This window comes from Kitasatospora sp. NPDC001159, assembly GCF_053598235.1.
Window position 1 is genome coordinate 71,132 of sequence record NZ_JBSFJV010000032.1, and the last position, 11,166, is coordinate 82,297.

The 11,166-nt window shown below is 72.5% G+C and carries 13 protein-coding genes and 1 pseudogene; 8 read left to right on the forward strand and 6 right to left on the reverse strand.

The genetic code is table 11. The annotated features are described in order from the left end of the window. Positions 1–96 precede the first annotated feature (96 nt). A complete protein-coding gene (locus tag ACWC9T_RS18765; protein ID WP_449822160.1) occupies positions 97–309 on the reverse strand; it encodes a hypothetical protein in 213 nt (70 codons plus the stop codon). An 85-nt stretch (positions 310–394) separates the two neighbouring features. On the opposite strand from ACWC9T_RS18765, the gene ACWC9T_RS18770 reads away from it, so the two are divergent. After that, on the forward strand, positions 395–733 hold the full coding sequence (locus ACWC9T_RS18770) for an ATP-binding protein (RefSeq protein ID WP_449822146.1): 339 nt from the start codon (positions 395–397) through the stop codon (positions 731–733). A 250-nt stretch (positions 734–983) separates the two neighbouring features. Here ACWC9T_RS18770 and ACWC9T_RS18775 read toward each other — a convergent pair. After that, positions 984–1,306: pseudogene (locus ACWC9T_RS18775) on the reverse strand (plasmid stabilization protein). Between the two features lie 349 nt (positions 1,307–1,655). Here ACWC9T_RS18775 and ACWC9T_RS18780 point away from each other — a divergent pair. Continuing rightward, positions 1,656–2,576 carry an alpha/beta fold hydrolase gene (locus ACWC9T_RS18780; RefSeq protein WP_449822147.1) on the forward strand — a complete coding sequence of 307 codons (921 nt, stop codon included), beginning with the start codon at positions 1,656–1,658 and terminating at the stop codon, positions 2,574–2,576. A gap of 77 nt (positions 2,577–2,653) precedes the next feature. Here the strand turns inward: ACWC9T_RS18780 and ACWC9T_RS18785 are convergent, their stop codons facing one another. Continuing rightward, positions 2,654–3,430: an HAD-IIA family hydrolase gene (locus ACWC9T_RS18785; protein ID WP_449822148.1), complete on the reverse strand. Its 777-nt coding sequence runs from the start codon at positions 3,428–3,430 to the stop codon at positions 2,654–2,656. Between the two features lie 259 nt (positions 3,431–3,689). On the opposite strand from ACWC9T_RS18785, the gene ACWC9T_RS18790 reads away from it, so the two are divergent. Continuing rightward, entirely contained in the window at positions 3,690–4,460 is a 771-nt protein-coding gene (locus ACWC9T_RS18790) for a DUF4232 domain-containing protein (protein WP_449822149.1), read from the forward strand. Between the two features lie 106 nt (positions 4,461–4,566). Next, positions 4,567–5,832, forward strand: coding sequence for a helix-turn-helix domain-containing protein (locus tag ACWC9T_RS18795; RefSeq protein ID WP_449822150.1), 1,266 nt, complete (start codon positions 4,567–4,569; stop codon positions 5,830–5,832). 314 nt (positions 5,833–6,146) lie between these two features. Here the strand turns inward: ACWC9T_RS18795 and ACWC9T_RS18800 are convergent, their stop codons facing one another. Further along, the gene (locus ACWC9T_RS18800) at positions 6,147–7,085 is read right to left on the reverse strand and encodes a hypothetical protein (protein WP_449822151.1); all 939 of its coding nucleotides are present in this window, start codon (positions 7,083–7,085) and stop codon (positions 6,147–6,149) included. A gap of 225 nt (positions 7,086–7,310) precedes the next feature. Here ACWC9T_RS18800 and ACWC9T_RS18805 point away from each other — a divergent pair, with 225 nt between their 5' ends. Continuing rightward, on the forward strand, positions 7,311–8,039 hold the full coding sequence (locus ACWC9T_RS18805; protein WP_449822152.1) for a dienelactone hydrolase family protein: 729 nt from the start codon (positions 7,311–7,313) through the stop codon (positions 8,037–8,039). Positions 8,040–8,147: 108 nt separating this feature from the next. Beyond that, positions 8,148–8,504 (forward strand): hypothetical protein, encoded by a 357-nt coding sequence (locus ACWC9T_RS18810; RefSeq protein WP_449822153.1) that lies wholly within the window; start codon positions 8,148–8,150, stop codon positions 8,502–8,504. 37 nt (positions 8,505–8,541) lie between these two features. Here ACWC9T_RS18810 and ACWC9T_RS18815 read toward each other — a convergent pair whose 3' ends face one another. After that, positions 8,542–8,868: a rhodanese-like domain-containing protein gene (locus ACWC9T_RS18815; RefSeq protein WP_449822154.1), complete on the reverse strand. Its 327-nt coding sequence runs from the start codon at positions 8,866–8,868 to the stop codon at positions 8,542–8,544. Positions 8,869–8,905: 37 nt separating this feature from the next. On the opposite strand from ACWC9T_RS18815, the gene ACWC9T_RS18820 reads away from it, so the two are divergent. Continuing rightward, a complete protein-coding gene (locus ACWC9T_RS18820; RefSeq protein ID WP_449822155.1) occupies positions 8,906–9,559 on the forward strand; it encodes a TetR/AcrR family transcriptional regulator in 654 nt (217 codons plus the stop codon). A gap of 60 nt (positions 9,560–9,619) precedes the next feature. Here ACWC9T_RS18820 and ACWC9T_RS18825 read toward each other — a convergent pair whose 3' ends face one another. After that, on the reverse strand, positions 9,620–10,150 hold the full coding sequence (locus ACWC9T_RS18825) for a GNAT family N-acetyltransferase (RefSeq protein ID WP_449822156.1): 531 nt from the start codon (positions 10,148–10,150) through the stop codon (positions 9,620–9,622). Positions 10,151–10,303: 153 nt separating this feature from the next. Here ACWC9T_RS18825 and ACWC9T_RS18830 point away from each other — a divergent pair. Next, positions 10,304–11,166 (forward strand): FAD-dependent oxidoreductase (locus ACWC9T_RS18830; RefSeq protein ID WP_449822157.1); only part of this gene is annotated, 863 nt, incomplete at its 3' end.

The window sequence follows — 11,166 nt, forward strand, 5'->3', positions numbered from 1 at the left end:
GCCGAAACGTCGGCAGTCCTTCATGGGGTCATGCAGGCCGTCGTCACGCGGGCCCCAGATTAACCAACAGCGTCCATCACGGTCGGGCCCGGACCATCACGCGCGGGGGCCCGGACCGGGGTCGTCCGGCGGCCGGGTGCACTTGCCGTTGTGCAGGTGCCGGACCGGCAGCAGCAGCCAGCAGGACGTGAACCAGAGCATGACGGCTCCGGTGATCCACCCGGAGACCGCCGATCCCGTCGCCACCCGCAGTAGGAGCAGCAGGGCCGAGCCGATGGTCAGCGCCAGCAGCACCAGGCCTGTGGCCACCAACCGGGCTGCGGAGTCGACCAGTTGGGGCTTGAGGAGTGCCCGGCGAAGATCCGGTGGTAGGCGACCGGGGAGGTCAGCGCGCGTGGCGAGTGCCCCGAGGACCACCGCCGAGGACGTCCTGCTGATGGTCTCGGAACTGGTCACCAACGCCTGCCTGCACGCCCCCGGGGGACCGCGTGAACTGCGGCTGAACTGGAACGGCACCCGGCTGCGGGCGGAGGTTGTCGACGCCGGCCCGGTGGCACCGCGGCTGCGCCCGTCCGTCGACCCGGGGCGGCCGGGCGGGTACGGCCTGCGGGTGGTCGACCGGCTCTCCCGCACCTGGGGCAGCGCGCCCGAGGACGGCGGGAAGCTGGTCTGGCTGGAGGTGCCATCCCCGCTCGATCATCGCGGTGTCAGCCTTCACGCGCAGTTGAGTTGACGGTCCGTCAGCGCTGTCCGGGGTGCGGTTCGGGTGGCGGTGCCGGATCGGGGTCCGGGTGGGGCTCGGGCGTGGGGAACGGCGGAATGGGCGGCGGGGGCGTCGTCGGATCGGGTTCCTTGCCCGGCCGCGGCGCCGGGTTGGGGTGGGGGATCGGTTCGGTGTCTGGATCCGGGGGCGTCGGAATGGTCATGGCGCACCTTCGTCGGAAGTGCCGGTTGGGCTCGTCGGGATAACGGGCCGGGCGCGCTCAGCGGCCCAGCGCGTGGGCCAGTTGGCGCTTGTTCAACTTCGAACGACCCTTGATGTTGCGGTGCTTGCCTCGTTGTACAGCTGGTCGTAGGCCGGGCCCTGGGCGCCCTTGTGGGAGCGCTGTCCGCCGCGGCGACTCGACGACATGTCGTGGGTCGAGCTGCGGCTCCTGCTCTTCGACTCGCCGTGCCGGGCGGGTTACTTGTTGACCGTTCGGGCCGCGATCTCCTTGGCCCGCTTCTCGCTCTCTCCCCGGTCGAGCGCGCTTTCCTTGATGTGCTCGTACTGGCGCTCCCGCTTGGGGCTGGATCCTCGGGGCATGACCGCCCCTCCTCTCAGGACCGAGGTCGTTGCCTGGCGCGTATACCCGAACAAATCGCAAGAAATCATCTGAAACGTGAATTCGATGTCGTGTGTTGGGTAGAACATCCATGCGGCGGTCATGGCATTGATCGTGCTGCCATCTGCCGAGTGGTGCAGCGAGCGGCGGGAGGTGCGGGCCAGCGGTCGATCGGCCAACGTGCTCCAGTCCGCCGCGAGCCCGTCCGGCACACTCTGGCCGGCCCGGCCGTCTGCGGGCGGGTGATCGCGTGCAATCCGGCGGCGCAGATCAGCGGCGTAGCTGACCCTGGGTCAGTCGTGTCCGAATCAGACGTGCGAGCATGACCGGATGACTGCGAGTTCCCACGAGCTACACGAGCTGTACCGGGTGACGACACCGGTTCTGGAGATCGCCTACCACCGGACCGGCGAGCGCCGCCGGAAGACCGACGCTCCGGTGATCCTGCTGCACGGCTTCCCCTACGACGTGCGGGCCTACGACGAGGTGGCGCGGCTGCTCGCGGAGGCCGGCCGGGAGGTGCTGACGCCATACCTGCGCGGCTACGGGCCGACCAGGTTCCTGGCCGAAGACTCCCCGCGCAGCGGCCAGCAGGCCGCGCTCGCGCAGGATCTGGTGGAGTTCATGGACGCACTGGGGATCCGGCGCGCCGTGGTCGCCGGCTACGACTGGGGCGGGCGCGCGGCCTGTGCGGCGGCGGCGCTGTGGCCGGAGCGGATCCACGGCCTGGTCACGGCGGGCGGCTACACCGTCCAGGACATCGCCCGCGCGATGGAGCCCGCCGCACCGGAGACGGAGCGCAACTATTGGTATCAGTACTACTTCCACTCCGAGCGGGGTCGCCAGGGTCTGGAACAGAACCGTGAGGAGCTGTGCGGGCTGCTCTGGCGGCTCTGGTCTCCGACCTGGTTGCAGGCCCGGGAGGCGTTCGCCGCCTCGGCCGCCAGTCTGCACAACCCGGACTTCGTGGAGGTCGCGATCCACTCCTACCGCCACCGCTACGGCCTGGTCGACGGCGACCCGCGCTACCAGGAGCTGGAAGAGGCACTGGCCGGTCGGCCGTCCATCGCGGCCCCAACGATGGTGCTGGTCGGCGAGGAGAACGGCGTGATCCCCGCCGCGGACCAGACCGGCACCGAGCGCTTCACCGGCCCGTGCGAGGTGCGGACCCTGCCCGGGGTGGGCCATAACGTCCCGCAGGAGGCACCGGAGGCCTTCGCCGAGGCGATCCTGAGCCTGTCGCACGGCTGAGCAGCGGGTTCGCCGGCGCTCGCGAATCCGTCGGCGGTTTCGGCCGGCGACCCGTTTCGACCGGCGCCGCGGGCCCGTCACCGGCGGAGCCGGGCGAGCAGCTCGGGCAGGGCCGCCACGGAGTCGAGCACGTGGTCCGGCTCGCCGTCGCCCCGTCTCGGCGCGCCCGGTGCGGCCTTTCCGGTGCGGACCAGGACGCCGGTGATCCCGAGCCGCTGGGCGGCGAGCACGTCGGATTCGATGTCGTCACCGACCATCAGCGTCTCGGGTGCCGTGACTCCCAGCTGCTCCAGCGCGCCGGCGAAGAAGGCCTCGGCGGGCTTGCCGAGCACCTCGGCCCGGACACCGGCCGCGTACTCCAGGCCGGTGACGAAGGCGCCGCTGTCGAGCCGCAGCCCCTCGTCCGTACGCCAGTAGGCGTTCCGGTGCATCGCCACCAGCCTCGCCCCTGCTCGCAGCGCCGCGAAGGCCCGGTTGAGCGCCCGGTAGTCGAACTCGGGACCGGCGCCGCCGATCAGCACCACCTCGGCGTCGTCCGGATCGTCGACCAGCTCCAGAGCGGCCAGGTCCTCCCGGATGTCGCCGCTGTTCAGCAGCAGGCACCGGGTGCCCGCGAGCCGGGCGGCGGTGGCGGCCGGCGCGGTGAGCACGGACTCGACGCTCACCGGGAACCCGGCCGCGGCGAGCGTATCGGAGATCGAGCGCCTGGTGCGTGAGGTGGTGTTGGTCAGCAGCACGTACGGCACGCCGTCGGTGCGGAGCTCCCGCAGAGCGGCGACCGCGCCCGGGATCGGCTGCCAGCTGACCGTGAGCACGCCGTCGATGTCGAGCAGTACCCCTTCGGGTCGTCCCATGCCCCGACCATAGCCCCGGGCCTGGCCCCGCCGCCGCTCCGGCTGCTGTCGGCGCCGGGCCCTGGAACGTCCCGTCGGCCCGTTCCAGGCACAGGTGAAACCGCAGGTCAGGTGGGGTGGAACCGTTCCAGCGTCTCGGATCGGCGGGCGGGGCTGGTGGACGGGACGGACGGCGCGCGAGAGTGCTGCTCGGCAGGCGTCGTCGGTAGCACCGAACGCCTCGCTCCCATCCGTCCTTCCGCTGTTACGGGGATCCGTCATGTCCGTTCGTCGTGCTCTGTTCGTTCCGTCCGCCCTCGCCGGCGCCGTCCTCGCCCTGACCGCCTGCCAGCCCGGCGACGCGGCAGGTGGCCCGCAGCCCGCGAAGCCCACCTCGGCCGCCGCCGCCCCTGGTACCCCCGACGGCGCGTCGACCGCCGGCGCCCCGACCGTCGCTGCGCCGACCGTCGCTGCGCCGACCACTGGTGCGGCGGTCCCGCCAGTGCGCGGCTCTGCCGCGCCGGCGGCGCCCACCGCCAAGCCCGCGGGCGCTGCCACCTCCTCCGGCGGTGACGGCGACAGCTACGCCTACACCCACCCCTGCGAGGGCAAGAACCTGGCGGTGCGCGTTGCCGCCCGCCCCGAGGCGCCCACCCAGCGGGTGATCGAGGTGCGCAACCAGGGACCGCACGTCTGCGGCCTGAGCTACTACCCGCTGGTCAGCCTGGGCGACTCGCACTCCGCGGACCGGAGCAAGGACGTCAAGCCACTGGTCCCCAGCGGTCTGGGCGGTGCCCCCGCCTACCCGGTCGCGGCCGGCCAGACGGCGTACGCGGTGATCGACCTCAACCCGAACGGCGCGGCCACCGGCACCGCGCCCGGGGTCGACCAGCTCAACGTGCTGGCCGACGGCGACCACATGCCCACCGCGGACACCCACAACTTCCCGCTCGGCCCCGGCGTCAAGGTCCTCAAGCCGAAGCTGGGCCTGTACATGACCACCGTCGCGGACGCGGTCGCCTCCATGGCCGCCGCCGACTGGCAGTCCTGAGCCGTCCCTCCGTTCCGGGATTGGGGTTCCCGGAACGGCACCGGGTACCGTGAGCTGCGGGTTCGGCGGGGAGCCGGACCGGGCCGCGGTGCGGGGGAGGCAGGGCATGGGCGTGGAGACCGACGAGTTCGCCGGGATGCTGCGGGAGCTGAAGGAGCGTTCGGGTCGCAGCTACGGCGCGCTCGCCACCCGGCTGCACGTCAGCACCTCCACGCTGCACCGCTACTGCAACGGCGCCGCCGTCCCCTCCGAGTACGCGCCGGTGGAGCGGCTCGCCCGGGCGTGCGGGGCGACGGACGAGGAACTCGTCGAGCTGCACCGGCGCTGGATCGTGGCCGACGCGGCCCGGCGCCGGGAGTCCGGCGCGGCGACGCCGAAGGCCCCCGAAGCGAAGGCCGCCGGACCGAAGGCCGCGGAACCGAAGGCCGCGGAACCGAAGGTGGAGCCCGGGCAAGGCGGCCCGGAGGCGGGGGAGGAGGTGCAGGCCGTGAGCCCCCTGACCGGGTCCGGCCGACGGCGGACCAGGGTGCTGCTCAGCGCCGTGGCCGTGGTCGGCCTTGCCGCCGCCGTCCCGGCGTTCGTTCTGCGCGGCAATGCCAAGCCCGTCGCCGAGCCGCCCGCGGCCACCGCCACCGCTTCCACCGCCACCCCAGCGGTCATCACAGCCCCCGCGAGCGCCGCCCCGTCCGCCACCCCGACCTCAACCCCCACCACCCTCACCCCCTCGGCGCCGGCCGACGACAACCCCGCCCCCTTCCACGTCAACGTCCTGACCGACAACTGGGGCAGCCCCTGCGGCCAGTGGTTCCTCTCCGCCCGTTCCCCGGGCCAGGTGGCCCCGCCGCCGGACACCTCCGCCGCCACCGACAGCTGGGCGGCCGCCCAGCGCGCCGCCCCCGCCGGGCACCTGCGCCTGCAACTGACCGCCCAGGGCGCCACCGCAACGCCCGTCGTCCTGCACGCCGCGTACATCCACGTCGTCAGCACCCAGCCCGCCCCCAAGTGGAACGCCTACACCCCCGGCTCCGGCTGCGGCGGCGACCTCACCCCGGCCGCGTTCGCGGTGGACCTCGACGCGCCCGCACCCCGGGCCGTCCCGGTCCCCGCCCAGGAGGGGGAGGTCAAGACCACCACCTCCGACTTCCCCTACCGCGTCTCCGCCACCGACCCCCAGGTCATCAACGTCGACGCCACCACCGCCTCCCAGGACGTCAGCTGGTACCTCGACCTGGTCTGGAGCAGCGGCGACCGCCAAGGCAAGCTCCGGGTCGACGACCACGGCCGCCCCTTCCGCACCGCCGGTCTCCACGGCGCACCGGCCTACTTCTTCGACGGAAAGGCCTGGGCCCCCACCCAAGCCGAGGACCACTGACCGGCGTCTCAGGTCAACTCGACGCCGAAGAGGACGGCCCCGCTCCATCCCCCGCCGGCGGCGAAGCCCTGCACCACGCGTAGCACCACCACGGCCGCCGGTGCCACGCCCGCGTACGTCGGTTCGCGGTGAACGCCTCGACCTGGTGGGCGTGTGCTGTGTCAGGCGCTCCGCACCGACCCACAAGATGGAGCAGAAGAGCTCGAAATGACCAGTGGGACTGCCGGGAACGGCAGACCCACTGGTCATGGTTGGTACGGGCGAGCGGCGGAGCCTCGGCCGGCGGCTCGGACCCGCGCTTCGGTTCGACGCGATCAGCCGTGCGTCACGCACTTGTTGGCGCTGTTGGACCACAGGCCCTGGAGGTCGAAGGTGCCGGTGCTCAGGGTGACGTAGGCGTCGAGGTTCTCGCACTCGTCGCCGATCTCACCGCCGCCGCCGTTCCAGCCGATGCTGGGCCAGAAGTCGGTGACCGTCTCGGCGTACTCGTGGGTCTCGGTGGACTCGATGCCGGAGAGCAGACGGCCGTCGGTGAAGGTGGTGCAGGCGCCGGCGCCGTTGTCCGGGATGTACGGCAGGTTGGTGTAGGCCAGCGTGCCGTAGGAACTGCTGGTCTTGTCGTGCCAGGCGCAGAAGCCGGAGTTGGGGAAGCCGTCCGGGTGGGTGCCGGTGGGGGAGACCACCACGTACTGGGCGTTGAGGTTGGGCGCCTGGGTGGTGTTGCCGAAGTGGGCGGCGGCCTTGCCGGCCTCGGCGGCGATCTGGGTGGTGGTCGCGCTGGACGGCGCGGCGGCGGAGTTGTCGAACCAGACGCCGGCCAGCGGAGAGGAGGCCGGGTGCTGGACGTGGACGCCCTTGGTGCCGCAGACGGTGGTGCCGCGGGCGACGCCCTCGCAGTACTGGTCGAGGACGGGGCCCCAGGTGTCCTGGCTGCCGTAGAGGCCCTTGAACATGTTCTGCATGTCGGGCGCGACCCCGGCCGGGTCGGAGGACCACTGCGAGCCCCAGAAGACCAGGTACACCTTCGGGGTGGGGGACACCACTCCCTGGCTCGCGTTGGAGCGGACCGAGAGGGTGTTGTTGGTGCTCGCGGCCGGCCGCTGGGCGGTGCCCGGGTGGAGCGGCTTGAGCCCGGAGTGGGCGGGTGCCGGGGCGGGTTGCGCCGAGGCTCCGGTGGCCAGCGAGGTGGTGCCGAAAGCGGCCAGGGCCAGCGCGGTGAGGGTGTGGGCGGCGGCCTTGAACGGCTTGCGCATGTGTCTGCTCCCGAGTGTGAGGGGGTGGGAGGTTTGTCAGTGCGTTGCTTGAGCGCCGACACCTCACCAGCTCGGCCGCAGGTCGGTCCAGACGTGCGGACGCGGCGGAGGGAAGCCTTTGCCGTGGTCATACCAAGTCCTTGTCGGGGAAACGGAGTCGGTCGGGTCTGGCGGTTGGCGCTACGATGCGCAGCGACACAATCCGGCCGATCTACGGGGGTTCTGATGGCAGGTCAGTGGCAGGAGCTGGGTACGCCCGGCGGGATCGAGGCGTACGTACACCGCCCGGAGGGTGAGGTGCGCGGCGCGGTGGTGGTCTGTTCCGAGCTGTACGGGGTCAACGCGTATCTCCGGGGCGTCTGCGCGGAGTTGGCGGGCCTCGGGTACGTGGCGGTGGCACCGGACTTCTACTGGCGCAATGCCCGCCGCACCCAACTCGGCTACACCGAGAAGGGGCGCGAGGCGGGCCTGGTGCTGATGGGCGCCCTGGACCGCGACGAACTGGTCGCCGACGCCGCCGAGGCGCTGGCCGCCGCGCGGGGCCTGGCCGACGGGCGCGGGGTGGCCTTCGTCGGGCAGAGCATGGGCGGGCACATCGCGGTACGCGCGGCCACCGAGCTGCGGTTCGAGCTGGCCGCGGTGTTCTACCCGGGCTGGCTGCTCAACTCCGGCTTCCCGCTGGTCGGTCCGGTGCCGCCGTTGGAGACCGCCGAGCGGATCGCCGCCAATGGCGTGCACCTGCTGGGCTTCTGCGGCGAGCTGGACCACATCCTCCCGCAGGAGGAGTGGCAGGAGGCCGAGCGGCGGCTGACCGAGGCCAAGGTCGGGCACGAGCTGATCACCTACCCGGGCGCCCGGCACGGCTTCGCGGCCGACCGCCCGGCGGACCACGACGCCGACGCGACGGCCGACGCCTGGCGACGCGTGCACGAGGCGCTGGCCCAGCGCCTTTAGGCCGGAGGCCCACGGAGCGGAGCAGTCCTGGAACGATTCGCTCCGCCCCGTGGGCACGGGTGCGTTCGCGCGCTACGCTTCCCCGGCACTCGTTGACGGGGGAAGACGATGGACAAGCAGTTCACCGAGCCCAAGTACGCCACCGCGCTGAGAGCCGGCCTGGAACTGGTCGGCTGGATCGGGCTGCCGATCGCGCTGTGGTCGCACTCGATCCTGCTGGCGATCGGTGTGGACGTCCTGCTGATCGGTGTCCCGGCCGTGTTCCAGACGCCGGGGGACAAGCCGGGCACGGTCATCGCGGTGCCCGGCCGGGTCACCATCCTGATGGTGCTCGCCGAACTCACCGGCGCCGTCACCGCCGCCTGGCTGCTGTTCCCGGCCTGGGCGGCGGTGCTGGTCAGCCTGCTCGCGCTGGCCTGCTGCGGCACCGAACTTCCGCGCTGGCGCCGCCTGCTGGCCGCTTGACGGGTGTCCGCTGGCGGGGCGTCCGGCGGGAGTCGGGTCAGGCGGACTCGAGGGGCAGGCCGGCCTCGGCCCAGTCCTCTATGCCCTCGCGGTACTTGCGGACGTCGGTGTAGCCGAGCGCGGTGAGGCGGTCGGCGACCTGGCCGCTGTTGGGGCAGGCCGGGTTGGAGCAGTAGGTGACGATCGCGGCGTCGCGGTCGGGTAGCAGGGTGGGCGCCAGCTCGTCCACGTCGGCGCGGACCAGGGCGATGGCGCCGGGCAGGTGCTGCTTGGCGTAGTACTCGCCGCCGAGCGCGTCGATCACGGTCACGGAGCCCGTCTCGATCGCCGCGGCCAGCTCGTCCCGGGAAATGAGTGCGGTCATGTTTCTGCCTTCCAGAGATTCGGACTATAGTCCGGTTATGGCTCGCGACGATAACGGACCGCAGTCCGGTTCCGCAATCCCCTCGACGGGGCGACAGCCCGAATCCCTGGAGCTGCTCCGCACCCCGCCGCCCGTCGAACGCGCGGACGCCGCCCGGAACCGGGCCGCTGTGCTGGAAGCGGCCGCCCGGCTGTTCGCCGAACACGGGGCGGAGGCGGTCTCGATGGACCAGGTCGCGACGGCGGCCGGGGTCGGCAAGGGCACCCTGTTCCGGCGCTTCGGCGACAAGGCCGGGCTCGGGGTGGCGCTGCTGGACGCGCGTGAACGGGAGTTGCAGGAGGCGATCCTGCGCGGGCCGGCACCGCTCGGACCCGGGGCGGAGCCCGGCGAACGGCTGGCGGCCTTCGTCGACGCCTACCTGGACTACCTGTTGGAACACCTGGACCTGGTGCGGATGTCGGAGACGGCCAGCCGCGGCGCCCGCTACCGGGTCGGCGCCTACCGCTTCTGGCACCGGCACACGGCGATCCTGCTCACCGACGCCGGCGCGGCCGACCCCGAGCACGACGCCCACGCCCTGCTCGCGGCCCTCGCGGCCGAGCACGTGGCGGCGCTGCTGCCGGAATTGGGGGAGCGGCGGATCCGGGCGGGGGCACTCGGGCTGGCCGCCCGGATCGCGAGGCCGGGCTGAAGGTGCCCGGGCGACGGCGCGGCGCCGTCATGCCGCGCGAACATCACCCTCGGGGCGGTGTTAGTGCTGGTCGGAGGCCCGGAAGTCCGGGTAGCCGAGGATGAGGACTTGCTCGACGGGGTTGAGGTGGTAGGGGATGATCTTGCCGGTGTCGGCGAAACCGAGCCGCCGGTAGAAGGCCAGCGCCCGGCGGTTGCTCTCGTGCACCCCCAGGGTCAACCGGCCCACGGAGGTGTGCTCCTGGGCGTGGCGGATGCACGCCCTCATCAGCTCGGCGGCGGGGCCGGCGGGCCCGCGGTACTTCGGGGAGACGTAGACCGAGTGGACGTGGACGTGGTCGGGGACGTCCGGGATCGGCTCGACACCCGCGATCCCGACCCAGACCCCCGCCCCGTCGACGGCGACGAAGGTGGCGCACTCCTCGCTGGTGGCCTCGACGGCGGCCCGCTGCTGCCAGACGTCCTCGGCAAGGGCGACGGTGTCGTCGTAGGAGGAGCTGAACGCCGTCGGCGAGTCGAGCAGTGCCTCCAGCTTGATGTCACGCAGTTCCCGGTGCTCCGTGCTGGTCATTCGGCGGATGACGTAGGACATGATCAGACTTTCGCACAGCCGGAGGTAGCGCCACCGGGTCGGCGGTCAGCTGCTCGCCGTGACAGTTGTCACGCGGTTCCGGTCACCGGGATCACTGACGCGGGGTCGGCTGGGCGCGCCAGACTGAACGCCTGGCGAACAGGGGGAACAGACATGAGGGTATTGGTGGCCGGGGCCGGGATCGGCGGGCTCTGCCTGGCGCACGGGTTGCTGCGGGCCGGCGTCGACGTACGCGTCCTCGAACGGGAGGACGACCCGCACAGCCGCTACCAGGGCTTCCGGATCGCCCTGAACGGGCCGGGTCTTACCGCTCTGCACGCCTGCCTGCCGGAGCGGTTGCACCCGCTGCTGGCCGCCGTCACCGGGCCGATGGCGGGGGAGCGGAGGGTGGTCGACCCGCAGCTCCGGGAGGTCCGCAGGCTCGGTGCGGTGGACGAGGGGACGGCCACCGACCGGCACGTGCTGCGCCGGCTGCTGCTGGCCGGGCTCGGCGACCGGGTCGAATTCGGCAAGCCCGTGGTCGGTTACACCGAGCGGGCGGACGGCACGGTCGAGGCGCGGTTCGGTGACGGCGGCAGCGCGATCGGCGACCTGCTGGTGGGCGCGGACGGCGTGGGCTCGGCGGTGCGCCGCCAACTGCTGCCCGAGGCCGAGGTGGTCACCGTCCCCGGCAACTCCGTCCTCGGCCGCACCCCGCTCACCGAGCGGTTCGCCGCTCTGGTGCCGGGCTTCGGCACCGTGGTGGAAGGTGCCGGGGTGAGCATGCTGCTCGGCCGGATGGAGTTCCGCCAGTCGCCACGGCTCGCGGCCGAAGAGCTCGCGCCCGACATCCGACTGCCCGAGACCGCGAGCTACTTGCGCTGGGTGGTGATGCTCCCCGGCCTCGCCCCGGCCGAGCCGAGCGGCTGGGCCGGCGTCCGTGAGCTGAAGTACAACAGCGGCGGGTTCGACGCTAACCGTCTGTCCAACGAGCTGGGCGTATCGCCGTCCACGCCTTCGATCGAGCCGGAGCCGAT

Bases quoted from the DNA above. Each gene is read 5' to 3' on its own strand.
- ACWC9T_RS18780 (WP_449822147.1), top strand. From the start codon at position 1,656: ATGACTGCGAGTTCCCACGAGCTACACGAGCTGTACCGGGTGACGACA.
- ACWC9T_RS18785 (WP_449822148.1), bottom strand. From the start codon at position 3,430: ATGGGACGACCCGAAGGGGTACTGCTCGACATCGACGGCGTGCTCACG.
- ACWC9T_RS18790 (WP_449822149.1), top strand. From the start codon at position 3,690: ATGTCCGTTCGTCGTGCTCTGTTCGTTCCGTCCGCCCTCGCCGGCGCC.
- ACWC9T_RS18795 (WP_449822150.1), top strand. From the start codon at position 4,567: ATGGGCGTGGAGACCGACGAGTTCGCCGGGATGCTGCGGGAGCTGAAG.
- ACWC9T_RS18800 (WP_449822151.1), bottom strand. From the start codon at position 7,085: ATGCGCAAGCCGTTCAAGGCCGCCGCCCACACCCTCACCGCGCTGGCC.
- ACWC9T_RS18805 (WP_449822152.1), top strand. From the start codon at position 7,311: ATGGCAGGTCAGTGGCAGGAGCTGGGTACGCCCGGCGGGATCGAGGCG.
- ACWC9T_RS18810 (WP_449822153.1), top strand. From the start codon at position 8,148: ATGGACAAGCAGTTCACCGAGCCCAAGTACGCCACCGCGCTGAGAGCC.
- ACWC9T_RS18815 (WP_449822154.1), bottom strand. From the start codon at position 8,868: ATGACCGCACTCATTTCCCGGGACGAGCTGGCCGCGGCGATCGAGACG.
- ACWC9T_RS18820 (WP_449822155.1), top strand. From the start codon at position 8,906: ATGGCTCGCGACGATAACGGACCGCAGTCCGGTTCCGCAATCCCCTCG.
- ACWC9T_RS18825 (WP_449822156.1), bottom strand. From the start codon at position 10,150: ATGTCCTACGTCATCCGCCGAATGACCAGCACGGAGCACCGGGAACTG.